The following is a 19,054-nucleotide window of genomic DNA, read 5'->3' as shown; positions in this document are numbered from 1 at the left end:
TGCCTTGCGTTAATTCCCCAAATGGTTAAATTCGCGCCATGAAGGCCCTGAAGGATTCCCCGACCGAAACGATCGAACCGCGCTCGCGCGATGCCGACCGCTCGCAGCTCGCCATCCTCGCCGCGGCGCGCGAGGAGTTCTCGCAACTGGGCCTCGCCGGCGCCCGCATGGACAGCATCGCGACGCGCGCGGGCCTGAACAAGCGCCTCATCTACTACTACTTCGGCAGCAAGGACGACCTGTTCCTCGCGGTGCTCGAGCGCACCTACGCCGACATCCGCGAAGCCGAGCAGCGGCTGCACCTGGACGAGATCGAGCCAGTCGAGGCGATCCGCCAGCTCGTGTCGTTCACCTGGCACTACTACCTCGAACACCCGGAGTTCATCACGCTGCTCAACAGCGAGAACCTGCACCGCGCGGCGCACCTGAAGCGCTCCGAGCGCATCCAGGAGATGAACTCGCCGCTGGTGCAACTGCTCGACACTGTGCTGGAGCGCGGCCGCCGCGAGAACCTGTTTCACGCGGGCGTGGACCCGGTGCAGCTGTACATCTCGATCGCGTCTCTGTGCTACTTCTACCTCTCGAACAACCACACGCTCTCGGCCATCTTCGGGCGTGACCTGCGTGCGCCCAAGGCGATGGCGCAACGCCTCTCGCACATGACCGATCTGGTCCTGGGCTACGTCCTGCGCTGAGCGCGCGGGCGTTTACAGAACCCCTGCGGGTATTCACTAGGCGGCGTCGGTTGACGCTGCGGCGCAGCCGTTCCTAAAATCGTTAATTCACTTATTGGTGAATTGATCGACTCAAGACAGCGGCCTGACCGCGCGGAGACAGACAACCATGAAGCAACTCGCACGCACCACCGCCACCACCGCATTCGTTGCACTCATCGGCCTGGCCGCGCTGATGCCGGGCCGGGCCTTCGCACAGAACGGCTACCCCACCAAGCCGATCCGCGTGATCGTTCCCTTTGCGGCCGGCAGCACCACCGACATCATTGCGCGTGCCATCGCCGACAAGATGGGCGCCAGCATGGGCCAGGCGCTGGTCATCGACAACCGCGGCGGCGCAAGCGGCACCATCGGCCAGCAGGCGGTGGCCACGGCCGCACCGGACGGCTACACGGTCATGATCCATTCGTCGTCGCACACGGTGAGCCCCTCGACCTTCGCCAAGCTGCCATTCGACACGGTGGGCGATTTCGCCGGCGTCACGCCGATCTCGTCGCTGCCCAACGCGCTCGTCATCTCGCCCTCGATGAACATCAAGACGCTGCAGCAGTTGCTGGCCGCCGCACGCGCCAAGCCCGGCAGCATGAACTTCGCCTCGGCCGGCCAGGGCAGCGCCACGCACCTGAACGCCGAGAAATTCAAGATGGCCGCAAAGATCGACGCGACCAACATCCCCTTCAAGGGATCGGGCGAGGCCGTGACCGAGGTGCTCTCGGGTCGCGTCGACTACTACTTCTCGCCCATCGCCCCGGTGATCGGCCAGATCAAGGAAGGCCAGCTGCTCGCGCTCGCCGTCGGCTCGCCCAAGCGCGCGGCCGCCCTGCCCGACGTGCCCACCACCACCGAGGCCGGCGTCCCCGGCTCCGAGTTCAACTTCTGGATCGGGATGATGGCGCCCGCCAAGACGCCGCGCGACATCGTCAACCGCCTGCACGACGAAGTGGCCAAGGCTCTCGCCTCGCCCGAGGTGAAGGAGCGCTTCGCGAAGCTCGGCGCCGATGCCTGGACGCTCAAGCCAGAGCAGTTCGACGCCTACATCAAGGAAGAGATCGCGAGCAACGCGCAGCTCGTGAAGGCCGCGGGCCTGCAGGTCCAACAGTAAGAGCAAGCCAGCCTCCTCGCGTCCTCATGCTCCGCAAGCTCCTGCTCTTCCCGGCCCTGCGCCCGTTCCTGCTGATCCTGTTGCTGCTGGTGCTGTGGGACCTCGTGATCCGGCTCTTCAAGATCCCGGCCTACCTGATTCCGCCGCCGTGGGAGGTGGTCAAGCAACTCGTCGCCGAATGGCCTCGCCTGCTCGGCGAAGCCTGGAAGACCACGCTCGCCACGCTCGGCGGCTTCGGCCTCACGATCCTCATCGGCATTCCAATCGCGATGGTCATCGCCTACTCGCGGCTGGTCGAGTCGTATGTGTACCCGCTGCTGGTGTTCTCGCAGAGCATCCCCAAGGTCGCGATCGCGCCGCTCTTCGTGGTGTGGTTCGGCTTCGGCATCCTGCCCAAGGTGATCAGCGCCTTCCTGCTGGGCTTCTTCCCGGTGGTGGTGTCCACGGTGATGGGCTTCAAGTCGGTAGAGCCCGACATGCTCGACCTGGCCCGCTCGATGGGCGCGAGCCGCCTGCAGACCTTCTTCAAGATCAGCCTGCCGCAGGCTCTGCCCGCGATCTTCAGCGGCCTCAAGGTGTCGGTCACGCTGGCCGTTGTCGGTGCGGTGGTCGGCGAATTCGTCGGCTCCAACTCGGGCATCGGGTACGTGCTGCAAGTGGCCAACGGCAACTTCGACCTGCCCCTGATGTTCGCCGCGCTGGTCGTGCTGTCGAGCATCGGCGTGATCCTTTTCGTCGCGGTCGACCTGGTCGAGCGCTTGATGATTCCGTGGCACGCATCGCAGCGCCCCGCGCACTGAGCTCTCTCGTCATATCCAAAAAACTCCCGGAGACAAACGCCATGAAGAAACTGCTTCCCTCGATGCTTGCCGTCGCCGTCGCGGCCCTTGCAACCTTTGCCATCGCACCGGCCCATGCCCAGGCTGAAAAGCCCAAGGACAAGGTCACGTTGATGCTCAACTGGTACCTCTACAGCGAGCACGCGCCCTTCTTCCTCGGCAAGGAGAAAGGCTTCTACGCCGAGGAAGGCATCGACCTGGACATCCAGGAGGGCCGCGGCTCCGCCGTCACCGCGCAGGCCGTGGCCGCCAAGTCGGCGACCTTCGGCTACATCGACGTCACCACGATGATCAAGGCCGCCGCCAAGGGCGCGCCGCTCAAGTCGACCGGCGTGCTGTTCCAGGTGAGCCCGATGTCGGTCATGGGCTTCAGCGAGAAGAACATCAAGACGCCCAAGGACATCATCGGCAAGACCGTGGCCGTGACGCCGGGCGATTCGATGTCGCAGATGTGGCCGCTCTTCCTCAAGGTGAACGACATCAAGCCCGACCAGGTGAAGATCGTCTCGGGCGACGGCCAGACCAAGCTCAATGCGGTGACCAACGGCCAGGCCGACCTGCTGCTCGGCTACGTGATGGACCAGGCCATCAAGCTGCAGGACGCCACCGGCAAGCCGGTAACGCCGATCCGTTTCGCCGACTCCGGCGTGAACCAGATCAGCTCCGGGATCATCACCAACAAGAACCTGCTGACCGAGAACCCCGAACTCGTGAAGCGCTTCATGCGCGCCTCCACCAAGGCCGCCGAAGCCGCCGAGAAGAGCCCCGAGTCTGCGGTCGACGCCATGCTCAAGGCCAACCCGAAGGCCGGCGTGCGCGACACGCTGATCGTGGGCATGAAGCAGAGCGTGGCGCTCTATCACACGAAGGAAACGGCGAACCAGCGCCCGTTCCGCGTGGCGATGAAGAACGTGAACGACTCGCTCGACCTGCTGGTGCAGTACGGCGGCATGGACCCGTCCACGCGCGGCAAGCCCGAGGACTACGTGACGCTCGACTTCCTGCCGAACTGATCCCTCTGCGCGCTCGCTGTTTGCCACCTCTCACGCACCCCATGTCCCAAGTCAACCTGATCGAAGCGCGCGGCGTCTCGAAAACGTATCAAAGCAAGGACGGCCCGGTCGAATCGCTCAAGCCTCTGGACTTCGCTATCCAGGAAGGCGAGTTCGTCTCCGTCGTCGGCCCGTCGGGCTGTGGCAAGAGCACGCTGCTGAAAATGGTGGCGGGCCTGCTGCCCATCAGCGGCGGTGAGCTCACGCTGGCCGGCAAGCCGATCAACGGGCCGCAGAAGGACGTGGGCATCGTGTTCCAGAGCGCCGTGCTGCTGCCCTGGCGCAGCGTGGAAGACAACATCCTTCTGCAGGCCGAGATGCGCCACCTGCCCAAGGCGGCCTCGCAGGCCCGGGCGCGCGAGCTGATGGAGATGGCCGGCCTCAAGGGCTTCGAGGGCAAGTACCCGTGGCAGCTCTCGGGCGGCATGCAGCAACGCGCCTCGATCTGCCGCGCGCTGCTGCACGACCCCTCGGTGCTGCTGATGGACGAGCCCTTCGGCGCGCTCGACGCGATGACGCGCGAGAAGATGAACCTGGAGTTGCAGCGCATCTGGATGGCCTCGAAGAAGACCGTGATGCTCATCACCCACAGCATTCCCGAGGCGATCTTCCTGTCGGACCGCGTGATCGTGATGAGCGAGCGCCCCGGCTCGATCGCGGCCGTGTACGACATCGACCTGCCGCGCCCCCGCACGCTCGACATGATGGCCTCGCCCGAGTTCGGCCAGTACACGAAGCTGGTGCGCGCACATTTCTTCTCGCAGGGCATCCTGGACCACTGAACGCCAGCCATGGACGCGCCCCGTTTCCACATCGAAGAGATTCGCTTCGCCGAGCGCGACGTGGCGCTCAGGCTACCGTTTCGCTTCGGCGCCGCCACCGTCACCGCGTGTCCGCAGGTGTACGTGCGGGCCCGCATTCGCTTCGAGAACGGCGGCACGGCCGAGGGCTGCGCGGCCGAGATGATGGTGCCCAAGTGGTTCGACAAGAACCCAGCCCTCAACAACGAGCAGAACTTCGAGCAGTTGCGTTTCGCGCTGCGCGATGCACGTGACGCCTACGTCGCCGAAGACGATGCGCAAACCGCGTGGACGCACTTCGCCTCGAACTACGCTGCGCTGCAAGCCCGCGCGAAGGCCAAGGGCCTGCAGGCGCTGGTGGCGAGCTACGGCCCGGCGCTGATCGACCGCGCCGTCATGGACGCGCTGTGCCTGCACACCGGCACGAGCTTCGCAGAGGCGATGAGCGCCAACCTCTGCGGAATCGACATCGCAGGCAGCGGGCTCGCCGATGACCTCGCGGGCTTCGACATGCCCGCCTTCCTGGCCAGCCAATCGCCGCGCCCAAGCATTGCGGCACGCCACACCGTCGGCCTCGCCGATGCCATCGACGACAGCGACGCACTGCCCGACGCTCCCGCCGACGGCCTGCCCACCACGCTCGCCGCGGCGGTGCAACGCTACGGCCTCACGCATTTCAAGCTCAAGCTCTGCGGCAATACCGCGCAAGACATCGACCGGCTCCAACGCATCGCCCGCGTGATCGACGGCCACGCGCAGCTCGTGACGCTCGACGGCAACGAGCAATACGCCGACGCCGATGACTTCGCCGTCTTCCTCGACCGCATGCTGTCCACGCCCGTGCTGTGGAAGCTCGCGCAGAAGACCGTTTTCGTCGAGCAACCGATCCGCCGCGATGCAGCCCTGGAGCGCGACGTCTCGGCTCTGGGCAAGCGCATTCCGCTGCTGATCGACGAATCCGACGCCACGCTCGATGCCTTCGTGCAGGCCCGCGCGCTCGGCTACACGGGCGTGTCGAGCAAGAGCTGCAAGGGCTTCTACAAATCGGTCGTCAATGCGGCGCGCTGCGCGCACTGGAATGCGGCGGAAGACGAGCCGCGCTATTTCCTGTCCGGCGAAGACCTCACCATGCAGGCCGGCATCGGCGTGCAGCAAGACCTCGCGCTCGTCGGCTGGCTCGGCCTCTCGCACGTCGAGCGCAACGGACACCACTACGTCAACGGCCTCGCGGCCGTGCCCGAGGTGGAGCAGCAAGCGCTGCTGAAGCTTCACCCGGGCCTCTACGAAACCAGCGACGGCGCCGTGCGCCTCGCCATCCGCGGCGGACAGCTCCCCCTGTCGCCGCTCGCCACCGCGCCCGGTTTTACCACTGGCATTCCCGGCGCCGGCATCTCGTGGGACGCCATGCGTTCCGTCTACTGAAGCACCCTCTCGCATCCCAAGGAAGAAAACGATGGCCACCCAACGTCTAGGAATCATCATGCACGGCGTCACCGGCCGCATGGGCATGAACCAGCACCTGATCCGCTCGATCTGCGCGATCCGCGCGCAAGGCGGCGTCACGCTGTCGAACGGCGACAAGGTGATGCCCGACCCCATCCTCATCGGCCGCAACGCCGAGAAGATGGAAGCGCTCGCCAAGGCCCACAACATCGCGCGCTGGGGCACCGACCTCGACAAGGCATTGGAGAACAAGGACGACACCATCTTCTTCGACGCCGGCACCACGCAGATGCGCCCCACCCTGCTGGCCAAGGCCATCCGCGCCGGCAAGCACGTCTACTGCGAGAAGCCGATCGCGACCAACCTGAACGAAGCGGTGGAAATCGCGCGCCTCGCCGAAGGCTCGGGCCTCAAGCACGGTGCGGTGCAAGACAAGCTCTTCCTGCCGGGCCTGCGCAAGCTGGACATGCTGCGCCGCGCCGGCTTCTTCGGCCGCATGCTCAGCGTGCGCCTGGAGTTCGGCTACTGGGTGTTCGAGGGCGACCTGCAGCCCATTCAGCGCCCGAGCTGGAACTACCGCAAGGAAGACGGCGGCGGGATGATCCTGGACATGATGTGCCACTGGCGCTACGTGCTGGACAACCTGTTCGGCGAGGTGAAGTCGGTGTCGTGCATCGGCGCGACGCACATCCCCAAGCGCTGGGACGAGGCCGGCAAGCCGTATGAGGCCACCGCCGACGACGCGGCCTACGCCACCTGCGAACTGACCGGCCACAACGGCGAGCCGGTGATCGCGCAGATCAACATGAGCTGGGTCACGCGCGTGCGCCGCGACGACCTCGTGACCTTCCATGTCGATGGCACCGACGGCTCGGCCGTCGCGGGCTTGTCGAGCTGCCGCGCCCAGTCGCGCGTGGCCACGCCGCGCCCGGTGTGGAACCCCGACGAGAAGCAGATGATGAATTTCTTCGACCAGTGGCAGGAGATTCCGGACTCGCAGGTCTACGACAACGGCTTCAAGATCCAGTGGGAGCACTTCATCCGCCACGTGGTCGAGAACGAGCCCTACAAGTGGACGCTGCCCGAAGGCGCCAAGGGCGTGCAGCTGGTCGAGGCCGCACTCGAATCGTGGAAGGACCGCCGCTGGGTCGACGTGCCCGCGCTGAAGGTCTGAGGAAGAAGCTGCCATGGCACTGTCGTTGACCCTCCCCACCGCGAACGGCGCGCTCGCGCCCTACGCCCTTCGCGGCACCGCGCCCATCAAGCCTGATGCGGACGTCAAGTTCAACCGCATCGCCTATTCGGCCGCGCACGTCGTGGCTGATCCGCTCGCGGCCGTCGACCCGTGGCTGCAAGCGGCGGTCGATTGGGACACCACCATCGCCTACCGCCGCCACCTGTTCTCGCTGGGCCTGGGCGTGGCCGAGGCGATGGACACCGCGCAGCGCGGCATGGGCCTCGATTGGCCCACGTCGCTCGAACTGATCCGCCGCTCGCTCGATGCGGCGAAAGATGTGCCTGGCGCGCTCGTCGCCTCGGGCTGCGGCACCGACCACCTGAACATCGACGACGTGAAGAGCGTCGATGACGTGATCCGCGGCTACGAGGAGCAGATGGCCGCCATCGAGGCGCTGGGCGGCAAGCTCATCGTGATGGCGAGCCGCGCGCTCGCCCGCGTGGCGAAGAGCCCCGCCGACTACGAGCGCGTGTACGACCGCATCCTCAGTCAGGCGAAGCATCCCGTGGTGCTGCACTGGCTCGGCGACATGTTCGACCCGGCGCTCGCGGGCTACTGGGGCACGAAGAATGTCGATGCGGCAATGGACACCGCCGTCGGCATCATCGCGGCGCATCCGGACAAGGTCGACGGCATCAAGATCTCGCTGCTCGACAAGGACAAGGAAATCGCGATGCGCCGCCGCCTGCCCAAGGGCGTGCGCATGTACACGGGCGACGACTTCAACTACGCCGAGCTGATTGCCGGCGACGGCTTCGGTGACGAGCCCACGCACGGCAAGAGCGATGCGCTGCTCGGCATCTTCGACGCCATCGCACCAGCGGCCAGCGCCGCACTAGGTGCACTGGCCCAAGGCAACACCGAGAAGTTCCACGCCATCCTCGGCCCCACGGTACCGCTGTCGCGCCACATCTTCGCGGCGCCCACGCGCTTCTACAAGACGGGCGTGGTGTTCATGGCCTGGCTCAACGGCCACCAGAAGCACTTCACGATGGTGGGCGGCCAGCAGAGCACGCGCTCGTTGCCGCACTTCGCCGAACTGTTCCGCCTCGCGGACGCGGCGAACCTGCTGGAACAACCTGAACTGGCGGTTCGACGCATGAAGACGCTGCTCGCACTGCACGGCGTGGAAGGTTGAGCGAGCCCATGCGCGATTTCTCGCAGAACCACGACTGGCTCTCGATCAACACCGCGACCGTGCGCAAGCAGTCGGGCGCCGAGGTGTCGCTGGACCGCATCATCGACCAGTGCGCCGAGCGCGGTATCCGTGCGATCAGCCCATGGCGCGATCAGGTCGCTGCCGTCGGGCTCGACAAGGTGGCGAAGCAGTTGAAGGCGCACGGCATCGGCCTCTCGGGCTACTGTCGCGGCGGCTTCTTTCCCGCGCCCGATGCGGCAGGCCTGAAGGCCGCGCTCGACGACAACCGCCGCGCCATCGACGAGGCAAGAACGCTCGATGCACCCTGTCTCGTTCTCGTGGTCGGCGCCCTTCCCGGTGCGCTCGAAAGCAAGCCCGCATACAAGGACATCGCCCGCGCACGCGGCGAGGTGCGCGACGGCATCGCCGCATCGCTGGAACACGCCCGCGAAGTCGGCATGCCGCTCGCCATCGAGCCCTTGCATCCGATGCAGGCGGCCGACCGCGCCTGCATCAACACGCTCGAACACGCACTCGACCTCTGCGACGAACTCGACGCAGGCAAGAGCGGCATGCTCGGCGTGGCGCTCGACATCTATCACGTCTGGTGGGACCCGAAGCTGCAGCAGCAGATCGCCCGCGCCGGCCGCGAGCGCCTGCTGGCGCACCACGTCTGCGACTGGCTCACGCCCACGCGCGACCTGCTCTCCGACCGCGGGATGATGGGCGACGGCGTGGTCGAGCTCAAGAAGATCCGAGGCTGGGTCGAAGACGCGGGCTTTGTGGGCTTCAGCGAGGTCGAGATCTTCTCGAACCTCGACTGGTGGCAACGGCCGGGGGCCGAAACACTCGACGTTTGCATCGAGCGTCACCGCAGCGTGGTCTGACGCATTGCGCCGAAGCGAAGCGCGGCCGCTTGTGCTGCAATTCGCCGCATGGCTGACCCGACCCTCGACGACCTGCGCCGCTACGCGGTGGCACGCACCCTCTTCAAACCGACCACCTTGCCCGGCGCGATCCGCCAGCTCGGCTTCGTGCAGGCCGACCCGATCCGCGCCCCGGCGCGCGCGCAAGACCTGACGCTGCGCCACCGCGTGAAGGACTACCGCGCGGGCGATCTCGAAAGCCGCTACACGCGCCTCGCGATCGAGGAAGACTGTCTCGTCAACTATGGGTTCCTCCCGCGCGAGCACCTCGCGCTGATGCATCCGCGCGAAGCCAAGGCAGCCTGGGACGCCGACACCCGACGCAAAGCCGCCGACGTGCTGGCCTATGTGCGCGAACACGGCCCGGTGCATCCGCGCCAGGTCGAGCAGCATTTCGCGCACGGCCGCATCAAGAACTACTGGGGCGGCTCGAGCAACGCGACCACGCACCTGCTCGACGGCATGCACTACCGCGGCATGCTGCGCGTGGTGCGGCGCGACAGCGGCACGCGCGTCTACGAAGCCGTGACGCACGTGCCCGCCGACGACAGCCCCGCCAGCCGCGCGCAACGCGCCGCCGCGCTCATCGAGCTGATCGTGCGCAAGTACGCGCCGCTGCCGGCGGCCAGCCTCACCTACCTCGTGCGCCTGCTCGGCTACGGCGCGCCGCATCTCGCGGCACAGACGCAGGCGGCGCTGCGCCTCGCACGCGAAGAGCTCGCGAACTGCCGCATCGACGGCACCACCTGGTACTGGCCCGGGGACGAGAACCCGGCCTCCCGCCGCCATGCGCCCGACGATGCGGTGCGCCTGCTCGCGCCCTTCGATCCGGTCGTGTGGGACCGCCGCCGCTTCGAACTGCTGTGGGGCTGGACGTACAAGTTCGAGGCCTACACGCCCGCGCCGAAGCGCCAGTTCGGCTACTACGCGCTGCCGATGCTGTGGCATGACCGGGTGATCGGCTGGGCCAATGTGACTGCGCCCGAAGGCCGGCTGAAACCTACCTTCGGCTACGCGGACAGGAAGCCGCGCGATGCGGCATTTCGCGCGGCGCTCGACGAAGAGCTGCACCGCATGACGCTCTTCCTCTCGGGCCGATGATCCGCTTCGGCTTCTCCAAAAAGCCGCTTCTATAATTTCGCTCCTCAGCCAGCCGCCCGACAAGGGCCTGCCAGCTGTCTCCGAAGGAACGGAGACGGCAGCCGCTGCGGACCGACGCCTCGCCGTCGGGACCGTCGGTTGCCACCCCTACGACGCCAGAAGACCCACAGACAACATCAGCCGGTCGCCCTGCCCTGGGCGCACGGCCGGTTGCGTTCGTATTCCACACACTGACCCGAGAAGCCAGGCACGCCCCCGTCGCGTGCCGCAGCCACTCCCCCAATCGCTGGACACCAGGAGAAGCTGCACATGACCCATTCGAAGACCCGCCAGAAGCCGAGCCACGCGCACCACCGCCGCCGCATCGCTCTCGCCGCTGCCGCCATGGCATTGGGCGCAACAGCCCCCGTATACGCGGAAGAGAAGGACGAATCCATAGAGCACGGCAAGGCCTTGCCCACCGTGACAGTCACCAGCGGCGCCGAGGAAAGCGCGACCGGCCCGGTGACCGGCTTCGTCGCCAAACGCGGCGCCACCGCCACCAAGACCGACACGCCGCTGATCGAGACGCCGCAAGCCATCTCGGTCATCACGCGCGACCAGATCGAGGCCCAGGGCGCGCTCACGCTGCGCGAAGTCACCAACTACACGGCCGGCGTGGTGTCGAGCTACTTCGACAGCCGTGGCGATTCGTTCAAGGTGCGTGGCGGCGATGCGGTGCAGTACCTCGACGGCCTGCAGCGCACCTACGGCTTCTACAACACCACCAAGCCCGATCCGTACACGCTAGAACGCGTCGAGCTGCTGCGCGGCCCCTCGTCAGTGCTCTACGGCCAGGGCGGCGTCGGCGGTGTGCTGAACCTCGTGTCCAAGCGCCCGCAGGCCGAGACCCAGCGCGAAGTGCAACTGCAGTTGGACAACCACAGCCGCAAGCAGATCGCGGCCGACTTCACTGGCTCGCTGGACCCCGAGAGCAAATGGCTCTACCGCCTGGTGGCCGTGGGCCGCGACAGCGGCACGCAGGTCGACCATGTGCGCGACGACCGCCAACTGATCGCGCCCTCGTTGACCTGGCGCCCGAGTGCGGACACCTCGCTCACGCTGCAACTGCTGTCGCAGAAGGACAAGAGCGGCTCGCTGATCGGCTTCTTCCCGTGGCAGGGCACGCTGTACCCCTCGCGCTACGGCCGCATCCCGACCTCGACCTTCACGGGCGAGCCCGGCTTCGACCGCTTCGACACGCAGCAGACCTCGCTGGGCTACCTGTTCAGCCACCGCTTCAACGACACCTGGACGGTGCGGCAGAACCTGCGCTCGACCGAAAGCAAGGTCATCTACAACACGTCGTACACCAGCTTTGCCGCGAACCGCCGCACCGGGCGGCCGGCGCGCCCGGTGTTCAACGCGGATGCGCGCACCATCGAACGCGACCTCAGCGCCACGATCAACACCGCCCGGATGGTGCTGCTCGACAACCAGGCCGAGGCGAAGTTCAGGACCGGCGAATTCGAGCACACCGTGCTGATCGGTGCCGACTTCCAGCGCAACGAAACGACCCAGGCCAGAGGCAACGGCACGGCGGGTGCGCTGGATGTCTATGCACCGGTCTATGGCAACTACACGCCGCCCACCGTCATTGCGCGCCAGCCGGGCGTGCTGCAAAAGCAGGCCGGCATCTACGTGCAGGACCAGGTCAAGTACGGCCGCTGGGTCGGCCTGCTGGGTCTGCGCCATGACAAGGCGACCACCGACACCGAAGGCCGTCCCGCCGCGGCAGCCGACGACAAGGCCAACACCAAGCGCGCCGGCCTCGTCTACCTGGCCGACGGCGGATGGGCGCCGTACCTGAGCTACGCCGAGTCGTTCCTGCCGCTGGGCGGCGTCGACCTGAACAACACGGCCTTCAAGCCGCAGCGCGGCAAGCAGTGGGAAGCCGGCGTGAAGTGGGAGCCCGTGGGCCAGCGCACATCGTTCATGGCGGCTGTGTATGACCTGCGCGACACCAACCGCAAGACCACCGATCCGGCCAACCCGCTCAACAGCGTGCAGCTGGGCGAAGTGCACGTGAAGGGACTGGAGCTCGAATACAAGGGCAGCATCGCGCGCGACTGGGACTGGATTGCCTCCTACGCCTACACCGACGCGCGCGTCTCGCGCAGCAACGGCTCGGACCTGGGCAAGCGCATCTCGGGCGTGCCGAAGCACACGGCATCGGCGTGGGTGACGCATCGCTTCTCCATCGGCGGCGTGTCGGGCTTCTCGGTGGGCGGCGGCTTGCGCTACCTCGGCCCGTCGTACGACGGCATGGACAACAACCGCGTGCCCTCGGTCACGCTGGTCGATGCCATGCTGGCCTGGGACGGCGGCCCGTGGCGCATCGCGCTCAATGCATCGAACCTGACGGACAAGGTGCAGATCACCACCTGCATCGCACGCGGCGACTGCTTCTATGGCCAGCGCCGTACCTTGACCGCGACCGCCTCGTATCGCTTCTGAAGAAAATCCCCGCGCGTGCCAAGGTCTGGCGCGCGGGCGACAACCCTCTGCCACAGGGGGCTTCTAGAATCGCGGCCGTCGCCCGGTTCGCCGGGCGGCAAGCGTTCTCAGGGCGGGGTGCAATTCCCCACCGGCGGTGATGGCAGCTGAAAAGTTGCACAAGCCCGCGAGCGCCCGAAGCCTGCGCAAGCAGGCCGAGGGGTCAGCAGATTTCGGTGCGATTCCGAAGCCGACGGTCACAGTCCGGATGAAAGAGAGCGCGAAATGCGGGCACGCCCGCGCGCTCTGCCATGCACGAGCGCGCGGCGAGTCTTGCGGTTTCGTGCGCCCTGATTCAGGAAACCTGCTTTTCAGAGGCACACCATGAGTCAGATCAACGACCTTCCCCTCTCCGCCATCACCGCGTCGAATTCGTCGCGCGGCGAGCGCATCGCTTTCGTCGAGGCGCAATGGCATTCCGACATCGTTCACCAGGCACGCGACGCTTTTCTCGAAGAGATGGCGCGCCTGGGCGTGGCGCGCGAGCTCATCGACATCTTCGATGTGCCCGGCGCCTTCGAGATTCCGCTGCATGCCAAGCGACTGGCCAACTCCGGCAAGTACGCGGCCATCATCGGCTGCGCGCTGGTGGTCGACGGCGGCATCTACCGCCACGAGTTCGTCGCGAACACGGTGGTCAGCACGCTGATGTCGCTTCAGCTCGAGACCGACGTGCCGATCTTCTCGGCCGTGCTCACGCCGCACCATTTCCACGAGCATGTGGAGCATCGCAAGTATTTCCATCGCCATTTCGCGATCAAGGGCACCGAAGTGGCCGAGGCCTGCTTCAAGACGCTCGAAGCGCTAAAGAAGGTGGACGCGGCGCTGGCTGCGTGACAGCGAGGGGCCGTCCGCAGTAATCTGTGCGGATGGCTTCTTCACCCGCCTCCGAAGACCGCTACATCCTCTATGGCGCGCCCGGCTCGGGCGCCACGCCGGTCCATGCGGCGCTGACGCTGATCGGCGCACAGGTCGAGACGATCGACGTCGCCACCTGGGAGGGCGAGTCCGAGCGCGAGCGCATGTCGAAGGTCAACCCGATGCGGCAGGTGCCCGCGCTCGTGCTGCCTTCGGGCGAAGTGATGACCGAGAGCGCGGCCATCCTGATCTGGCTCGGCGACCACTACCCCGAAGCCGGGCTCTGCCCCGCGCCCGGCGACCCATTGCGCGCGCGTTACCTGCGATGGATGGTCTACCTGCCGGCCTCGATCTATTCGCTCTTCTGGGTGCGCGACGATCCCACGCGCCTCACGCCCGATCCCGCGGCGCAGGCCGTGATGCTCGAACGCACGGCCGAGCGCATCGCGCACTGCTGGCACCTGATGGACACGCAGATCGACGAGCCCGCGCCCTACCTGCTCGGCGAGAAGATCAGCATGCTCGACCTGTACGTGACCGTGATGTCGCGCTGGACGCCGCAGCGCCGACGCTTCTACCGCGTGGCGCCGCGCATGGCGCGCGTGGTGCGGCGCGTGGATGCCGACCCAAGGCTGGCCGAGTTCTGGGCCGCGCGATTTCCGTTCTCGATGGACGAGGAAGCCAAGAAGAACTGACGCCCGCTCTTCCGATAATCGACGCCATGACCGCACGCACCCCCACCACCGATTACCCGATGACGATCTATCACAAGCCCAACTGCAGCACGTCGCGCAACGTGCTGGGCTTGATCCGCGAAAGCGGCGTGGAGCCGACGATCGTTCTGTACCTGGAAATGCCGCCTTCGAAGAAGAAGCTGCGCGAACTCGCCAAGGCCATGGGCATGACGGCTCGCGACCTGCTGCGCACGAAGGAAGCGCCTTACGAAGAACTCAGGCTGGCCGACGCGAAGTGGACCGACGACCAGTTGTTCGATGCGATCGTGGAGAACCCGATCCTGCTGCAGCGCCCGATCGTCGTCTCGCCGCGTGGCACGTTGATGTGCCGGCCGTGGGAGCGCGTGCGCGAAATCCTGCCGGCCTGAAAGCCCGGCCTTCGGGCTCTACTCAGTCTTCGTCGGGGCCCACGCCTTGCAGCGCACCGAGCACCGCACGCTGCAAGCGCTCAGGCACGTAGCGATCCGCCTGTATGTCGGGCGTCACGCCATGCGTGAACACCTCGTCGGTGATCGGCAGAAAATCCTGATCCCACGCTGCCCATTGCCGGCGCAGCCGCTCGAAAACCTCCGGCTCGCGCTCACGCAGGTTCGCGCGCTCGCGCTGGTCGACGGCCACGTCGAACAGGAACTCGTTGTCGTTGATCTTGAGGTACTTCCAGTCGCCGTCGCGCACCGCGCGCTGCGACTGCGATTTGTAGCGCCAGTAGAGTTGCCTCGAATGCACGGGTGCGCTGCCCTCCAGCACCGGCAGGATGTTCTCGCCGTCGCTGGGATAGTCAGGATGCGTCGCCACGCCGGCAGCCGCGAGCAGGGTCGGCAACCAATCCATCGAGATGGTCACCTGCGGCTGGACCTGCGGCTCGAGGCGCTTGCGCCAGCGCAGCAGCGTCGGCACGCGCAGGCCGCCTTCGAGCAGTTCGGTCTTCTGACCGGTGAAGGGCCAGTTCTTGGAAAAGCGCTCGCCGCCGTTGTCGCTGGTGAAGACGACGATGGTGTTGTCGCCCAGGCCGTTCTGGTCGAGCGCCGCCAGCACCTGTCCGACCGCCGCATCGAGGGCGCTCACGATCTTTCCGTAGGTCTCCAGGTTGCCGCCGTCGTAGTGAAACAGGTCCTTGAGCCCGCGCGAGACCTGCTCATCCTCCGGCCCCTCCCAGGGCCAATGCGGCGCCGTGAAATGCAGCGAAAGAAAGAAGGGCCTGTCGGGCGTTTCGGCGCGCTCGCGCACGTAGGCCGCGGCCTCGTCGGCCAGGATCTGGGTGTAGTAGCCGGTGCGTTCGACCGGCACCTCGCCTTCGTACAGATCGCGCGGCAGGTGGTCGCCGACACCCGACTTGTGCGTGAAGTAGTCGACGGCACCGCCGAGGTTGCCGAAGAAGCGGTCGTAGCCACTGCGCTGCGGGCCGTATTCGGGTGGCCGGCCCAGATGCCATTTGCCGATCAGGGCGGTGTCGTAGCCCGCCGCCTTGAGCAGCGAAGGCAGCGTCGGGTGCTCGGGCGGCAGGCCGAGGCCCTTGCCGCTGGTGGCGATCGGCTCCTCCAGCCCTCCTCGCAGCCGGTATTGGTAGCGCCCGGTGATCAGTGCAAAGCGTGTCGCCGAGCAAACGGCCGAGTTCGCGTAGGCCTGGGTGAAGCGCACGCCCTCCGCGGCCAGGCCGTCCAGATGCGGGGTCGCGAAGCCGGTCTGGCCGTAGACGCCGAGGTCCGCGTAGCCGAGGTCGTCCGCCAGGATGAAGACGATGTTGGGGGTCTTGCTGCTCATCTCGACCGACCTCACTGTTTCGCGGCCAGGCCTGCCGCGTTGGTGGACGCCCAGAAATTCTCGAGCTGAAGCTCCTTGAGCGCACGCGCGAGGAAGCTCGGATCGGCCCAGGCCCGGGCGTCGAAGGTCTGGCGGATGATGCCGACCTTCTTCGCGCCATCGATCACGTCGGCGTAATGCGAGACGAAGCCGTCGTCCAGCAACGGCGAGTAGCGCTCCTTGAGCGAGGCGCCCTCGAAGTCGCTGCTGAACAGCGCCACAGGATGGCCGCTGATCTCGCCAAAGCGGGCGAACAGCGCATCGCGCTTGCTGTTGTCGGAAGCCGACTGCGCCTGCTTCACGATCACCTTGATCAACCGTGTGAGAGCTTCGGGATGTTGCTTGGCGAATGCGTCGGTTGCGATCACGCCCGAGTTGATGCCGTAGATCGGCCCCCTGCCGCGGGTACTGACCGGGATCTCGGCCGTGCCCGCGATCTTGAGCAACTGGAGGTCGGAGCCGCCGAAGGTCGCATCGATGTCCTTGCTGACCAGCGCCGCCTTCGAGGTCGGCCAGTCGAGGTTGGTGAAGCGCACATCCTTCTCGGTCAGGCCGGCATCTTCGAGCAGGCGGTTGAAGGACAACTGGTAGGCCGTGCCGCGCAGCACCGCGACGCGCTTGCCCTTCAGGTCCTTGAAGCTTCGGATGTTGCTGCCCAGCGCGGTTGCCAGATAGCTGTTGCTGTTGCGTCCGCCCGAGGCGACCAGCCGTGTCTTCAGGCCATTGGCGCGACCGATCACGCCGGCCAGGTCGCCCAGGAACACGACGTCGAGCTGACCCGTGGCGAGGGCTTCGTTGATGGCCGGGCCCGCGCCCTTGAAGAACTTCCATTCGACCTTCACGCCGTCCTTCTCGAACTCGGCCTCCAGCGCCTTCTGGGCATAGACCAGCGACACCGGCCCGGCGCCGGCGAAGGACCTGCCCTGGCTGCCCTGCTCAGGGGCGGCCAGCCGGATCACCTTGGGCAGGTCGGCCGCTGATGCCAGGCTGGTGCCAAGCACGCCGGCGAGCACGGCGGCGGCAATGAACGACCTGCGGCCGCGGGAAGGAAATGAAGTGCGCATGGATGCTCCCTTTGGAAAAGATCAGATGGCGAACAGCACGGACTCCGCGCTGCGCGATGCAGGCACGAGCGCCGGCGCCTCGGTCGGCTGTCCCGAGAATTCGGCGAGCACGCGCTCCTTGATCTCGGCGAAAGCCTGGCTCGCCCGGTTGCGCGGATGCGCGAGCGGCACCGGAACGATGCGGCGGATGCGCCCCGGGCGAGGCTCCATCACGACCACCTTGTCGCCCAGGAACACGGCCTCCTCCACGTCGTGCGTGACCAGGATGGTGGTGATGCCTTCGGCCTGCCAGATGCGCAGCAGCTCCTGCTGCAGGTGAGCGCGCGTCATCGCATCGAGCGCGCCGAAGGGCTCGTCGAGCAGCAGCACCTCGGGCCGGTTGACCAGGGCCCGCGCAATCGCCACGCGCTGGGACATCCCGCCCGAGAGCTGATGCGGAAACGCCTTCTCGAAGCCCTGCAGCCCGACCAGCTCGATGTGCTCCTGCACCTGCACGCGCTTCTGCGCTTCGGTCAGCGGCGCGTTGAGCAGGCTCAGCGCGATGTTGTCCTCGACGTTGAGCCACGGAAACAGCCTGTGCTCCTGGAACACGATGCCGCGCTCCAGGCTGGTGCCGACGATGCGATCGCCGTCGAGCAGCAGCTCGCCCTGGTAATCGCCCTCCAGGCCGACCAGCAGCCGCAGCAGCGTCGACTTGCCGCATCCGCTGGTGCCGACGATGCTGACGAATTCGCCCGGCGCGATGCTCAGCGAGATGTCGCTGAGCACGGGCAGCGGCGTGCCCTCTACCTCGTACTGCTTGTGGAGATGCCGGATGTCCAGCGTTCCTGCGTGAGCCACGGTCGTGTTCCTTGCGTTGTCAGAATTGGGCGACCAGCCGTCCGCGCCAGGCGAGCAGCCGGGTCTCGATGCGGGTGGCGATCCAGTTGAGCGTGAAGCCGGTGAGGCCGACCACGACCACGCCGAAGATCACCAGGTCCATCTGGAAATGCTCGCGCCCGTCGATCATGGTGTTGCCGATGCCCTTGCCCGAGACCAGCAGGTACTCGGCACCCAGCGTTGCAAGCCAGGCGTAGATCAGCGCCAGGTGGATGCCCGCGAAGATCGAGGGCGAAGCGCTCGGCAGGACCACGCGCGTGAGCATCTGCCAACGGCTGAACTTCAGCGCCCGTGCAACCTCGATCAGCTCGCGCGGCACGCTGCGAATGCCTTCGTGGGTGTTGAGCACCACCGGGAAGAAAGCGGCCAGCGAGAGAAAGGCCACCTTGGCGGCATCGCCCAGGCCGAACCAGACCGAGATCAGCGGGATCCACGCGAACAGCGATATCTGCTTGAGCGTGTGAAAGCTCGGCCCGAGCGCCCGCTCCGCCAGCCGCGACAGGCCGAGCAAACCACCGCCCACCAAGCCTGCCGTCACGCCAATGGCGAAGCCGGCAAGGTCGCGCCACAGGCTCGAACCCAGCGCCACCCAAAGCTCGCCGCTCGCCGTGTAGCTCACCGCGCGCTGCCACACCGCTTCGGGCGATACCAGGAAGGCCGAATTGCCCCAGCCGAAGCGCGCGGCAGTCCACCAGAGCGCGACAAGCAGCAGTGGCACGACCCACCCGCGCAAGGCCTTGGGCACGGGGTGTGCGCGGCGGACCTGCACCGCAGGTGCCGTCGGTGCGATGTGTTCACTCATGCGCTCTTCC

The 19,054-nt window shown here is 66.6% G+C and carries 18 protein-coding genes and 1 riboswitch; of the genes, 14 read left to right on the top strand and 4 right to left on the bottom strand.

What is annotated here, in order from left to right:
* Positions 1–38 precede the first annotated feature (38 nt).
* From NU688_RS13295 to arsC, 14 genes are all read left to right on the top strand, one after another.
* The gene (locus NU688_RS13295; RefSeq protein WP_257861097.1) at positions 39–695 is read left to right on the top strand and encodes a TetR/AcrR family transcriptional regulator; all 657 of its coding nucleotides are present in this window, start codon (positions 39–41) and stop codon (positions 693–695) included.
* A gap of 148 nt (positions 696–843) precedes the next feature.
* Complete coding sequence (locus NU688_RS13290) at positions 844–1,836, top strand: tripartite tricarboxylate transporter substrate binding protein (protein ID WP_257861096.1); 993 nt, start codon at positions 844–846, stop codon at positions 1,834–1,836.
* Between the two features lie 26 nt (positions 1,837–1,862).
* The gene (locus NU688_RS13285) at positions 1,863–2,636 is read left to right on the top strand and encodes an ABC transporter permease (RefSeq protein ID WP_257861095.1); all 774 of its coding nucleotides are present in this window, start codon (positions 1,863–1,865) and stop codon (positions 2,634–2,636) included.
* 41 nt (positions 2,637–2,677) lie between these two features.
* Positions 2,678–3,688, top strand: a complete 1,011-nt coding sequence (locus NU688_RS13280; RefSeq protein ID WP_257861094.1) for an ABC transporter substrate-binding protein — start codon at positions 2,678–2,680, stop codon at positions 3,686–3,688.
* Between the two features lie 41 nt (positions 3,689–3,729).
* Positions 3,730–4,509, top strand: coding sequence for an ABC transporter ATP-binding protein (locus tag NU688_RS13275; RefSeq protein WP_257861093.1), 780 nt, complete (start codon positions 3,730–3,732; stop codon positions 4,507–4,509).
* Positions 4,510–4,518: 9 nt separating this feature from the next.
* Positions 4,519–5,949, top strand: coding sequence for an enolase C-terminal domain-like protein (locus NU688_RS13270; RefSeq protein ID WP_257861092.1), 1,431 nt, complete (start codon positions 4,519–4,521; stop codon positions 5,947–5,949).
* 31 nt (positions 5,950–5,980) lie between these two features.
* Positions 5,981–7,144, top strand: a complete 1,164-nt coding sequence (locus NU688_RS13265) for a Gfo/Idh/MocA family protein (RefSeq protein WP_206174280.1) — start codon at positions 5,981–5,983, stop codon at positions 7,142–7,144.
* 13 nt (positions 7,145–7,157) lie between these two features.
* Positions 7,158–8,345: a dihydrodipicolinate synthase family protein gene (locus tag NU688_RS13260; protein ID WP_257861091.1), complete on the top strand. Its 1,188-nt coding sequence runs from the start codon at positions 7,158–7,160 to the stop codon at positions 8,343–8,345.
* 8 nt (positions 8,346–8,353) lie between these two features.
* Positions 8,354–9,232, top strand: coding sequence for a sugar phosphate isomerase/epimerase (locus tag NU688_RS13255; RefSeq protein ID WP_257861089.1), 879 nt, complete (start codon positions 8,354–8,356; stop codon positions 9,230–9,232).
* A gap of 48 nt (positions 9,233–9,280) precedes the next feature.
* Positions 9,281–10,372, top strand: a complete 1,092-nt coding sequence (locus tag NU688_RS13250; protein WP_257861088.1) for a DNA glycosylase AlkZ-like family protein — start codon at positions 9,281–9,283, stop codon at positions 10,370–10,372.
* A 309-nt stretch (positions 10,373–10,681) separates the two neighbouring features.
* Entirely contained in the window at positions 10,682–12,868 is a 2,187-nt protein-coding gene (locus NU688_RS13245; protein WP_257861087.1) for a TonB-dependent siderophore receptor, read from the top strand.
* A 99-nt stretch (positions 12,869–12,967) separates the two neighbouring features.
* Positions 12,968–13,131: riboswitch (FMN riboswitch) on the top strand.
* Between the two features lie 100 nt (positions 13,132–13,231).
* Positions 13,232–13,744 (top strand): 6,7-dimethyl-8-ribityllumazine synthase, encoded by a 513-nt coding sequence (locus tag NU688_RS13240; RefSeq protein ID WP_176656500.1) that lies wholly within the window; start codon positions 13,232–13,234, stop codon positions 13,742–13,744.
* Positions 13,745–13,776: 32 nt separating this feature from the next.
* Complete coding sequence (locus tag NU688_RS13235; protein ID WP_257861085.1) at positions 13,777–14,460, top strand: glutathione S-transferase family protein; 684 nt, start codon at positions 13,777–13,779, stop codon at positions 14,458–14,460.
* 26 nt (positions 14,461–14,486) lie between these two features.
* A complete protein-coding gene (arsC, locus tag NU688_RS13230; protein ID WP_257861084.1) occupies positions 14,487–14,867 on the top strand; it encodes an arsenate reductase (glutaredoxin) in 381 nt (126 codons plus the stop codon).
* Between the two features lie 22 nt (positions 14,868–14,889).
* Here the strand turns inward: arsC and NU688_RS13225 are convergent, their stop codons facing one another.
* The 4 genes from NU688_RS13225 to NU688_RS13210 are packed head-to-tail and all read right to left on the bottom strand — an operon-like array spanning position 14,890 to position 19,044.
* Positions 14,890–16,260, bottom strand: coding sequence for a sulfatase (locus tag NU688_RS13225; protein ID WP_257861082.1), 1,371 nt, complete (start codon positions 16,258–16,260; stop codon positions 14,890–14,892).
* Positions 16,261–16,271: 11 nt separating this feature from the next.
* Positions 16,272–17,363 carry an ABC transporter substrate-binding protein gene (locus tag NU688_RS13220; protein ID WP_257861081.1) on the bottom strand — a complete coding sequence of 364 codons (1,092 nt, stop codon included), beginning with the start codon at positions 17,361–17,363 and terminating at the stop codon, positions 16,272–16,274.
* 21 nt (positions 17,364–17,384) lie between these two features.
* Positions 17,385–18,203 carry an ABC transporter ATP-binding protein gene (locus NU688_RS13215; protein ID WP_257861080.1) on the bottom strand — a complete coding sequence of 273 codons (819 nt, stop codon included), beginning with the start codon at positions 18,201–18,203 and terminating at the stop codon, positions 17,385–17,387.
* Between the two features lie 19 nt (positions 18,204–18,222).
* On the bottom strand, positions 18,223–19,044 hold the full coding sequence (locus NU688_RS13210; RefSeq protein ID WP_257861079.1) for an ABC transporter permease: 822 nt from the start codon (positions 19,042–19,044) through the stop codon (positions 18,223–18,225).
* Between the last annotated feature and the right edge of the window lie 10 nt (positions 19,045–19,054).

This window comes from Variovorax sp. ZS18.2.2, from assembly GCF_024701975.1.
In the GTDB taxonomy this organism is placed as follows: Bacteria; Pseudomonadota; Gammaproteobacteria; order Burkholderiales; family Burkholderiaceae_C; genus Variovorax.
This window is presented reverse-complemented; position numbering and strand designations above follow the sequence as displayed.

Coding starts and splice junctions, on each gene's coding strand:
- NU688_RS13295 (WP_257861097.1), top strand. CDS start 39: ATGAAGGCCCTGAAGGATTCCCCGACCGAAACGATCGAACCGCGCTCG.
- NU688_RS13290 (WP_257861096.1), top strand. CDS start 844: ATGAAGCAACTCGCACGCACCACCGCCACCACCGCATTCGTTGCACTC.
- NU688_RS13285 (WP_257861095.1), top strand. CDS start 1,863: ATGCTCCGCAAGCTCCTGCTCTTCCCGGCCCTGCGCCCGTTCCTGCTG.
- NU688_RS13280 (WP_257861094.1), top strand. CDS start 2,678: ATGAAGAAACTGCTTCCCTCGATGCTTGCCGTCGCCGTCGCGGCCCTT.
- NU688_RS13275 (WP_257861093.1), top strand. CDS start 3,730: ATGTCCCAAGTCAACCTGATCGAAGCGCGCGGCGTCTCGAAAACGTAT.
- NU688_RS13270 (WP_257861092.1), top strand. CDS start 4,519: ATGGACGCGCCCCGTTTCCACATCGAAGAGATTCGCTTCGCCGAGCGC.
- NU688_RS13265 (WP_206174280.1), top strand. CDS start 5,981: ATGGCCACCCAACGTCTAGGAATCATCATGCACGGCGTCACCGGCCGC.
- NU688_RS13260 (WP_257861091.1), top strand. CDS start 7,158: ATGGCACTGTCGTTGACCCTCCCCACCGCGAACGGCGCGCTCGCGCCC.
- NU688_RS13255 (WP_257861089.1), top strand. CDS start 8,354: ATGCGCGATTTCTCGCAGAACCACGACTGGCTCTCGATCAACACCGCG.
- NU688_RS13250 (WP_257861088.1), top strand. CDS start 9,281: ATGGCTGACCCGACCCTCGACGACCTGCGCCGCTACGCGGTGGCACGC.
- NU688_RS13245 (WP_257861087.1), top strand. CDS start 10,682: ATGACCCATTCGAAGACCCGCCAGAAGCCGAGCCACGCGCACCACCGC.
- NU688_RS13240 (WP_176656500.1), top strand. CDS start 13,232: ATGAGTCAGATCAACGACCTTCCCCTCTCCGCCATCACCGCGTCGAAT.
- NU688_RS13235 (WP_257861085.1), top strand. CDS start 13,777: ATGGCTTCTTCACCCGCCTCCGAAGACCGCTACATCCTCTATGGCGCG.
- arsC (WP_257861084.1), top strand. CDS start 14,487: ATGACCGCACGCACCCCCACCACCGATTACCCGATGACGATCTATCAC.
- NU688_RS13225 (WP_257861082.1), bottom strand. CDS start 16,260: ATGAGCAGCAAGACCCCCAACATCGTCTTCATCCTGGCGGACGACCTC.
- NU688_RS13220 (WP_257861081.1), bottom strand. CDS start 17,363: ATGCGCACTTCATTTCCTTCCCGCGGCCGCAGGTCGTTCATTGCCGCC.
- NU688_RS13210 (WP_257861079.1), bottom strand. CDS start 19,044: ATGAGTGAACACATCGCACCGACGGCACCTGCGGTGCAGGTCCGCCGC.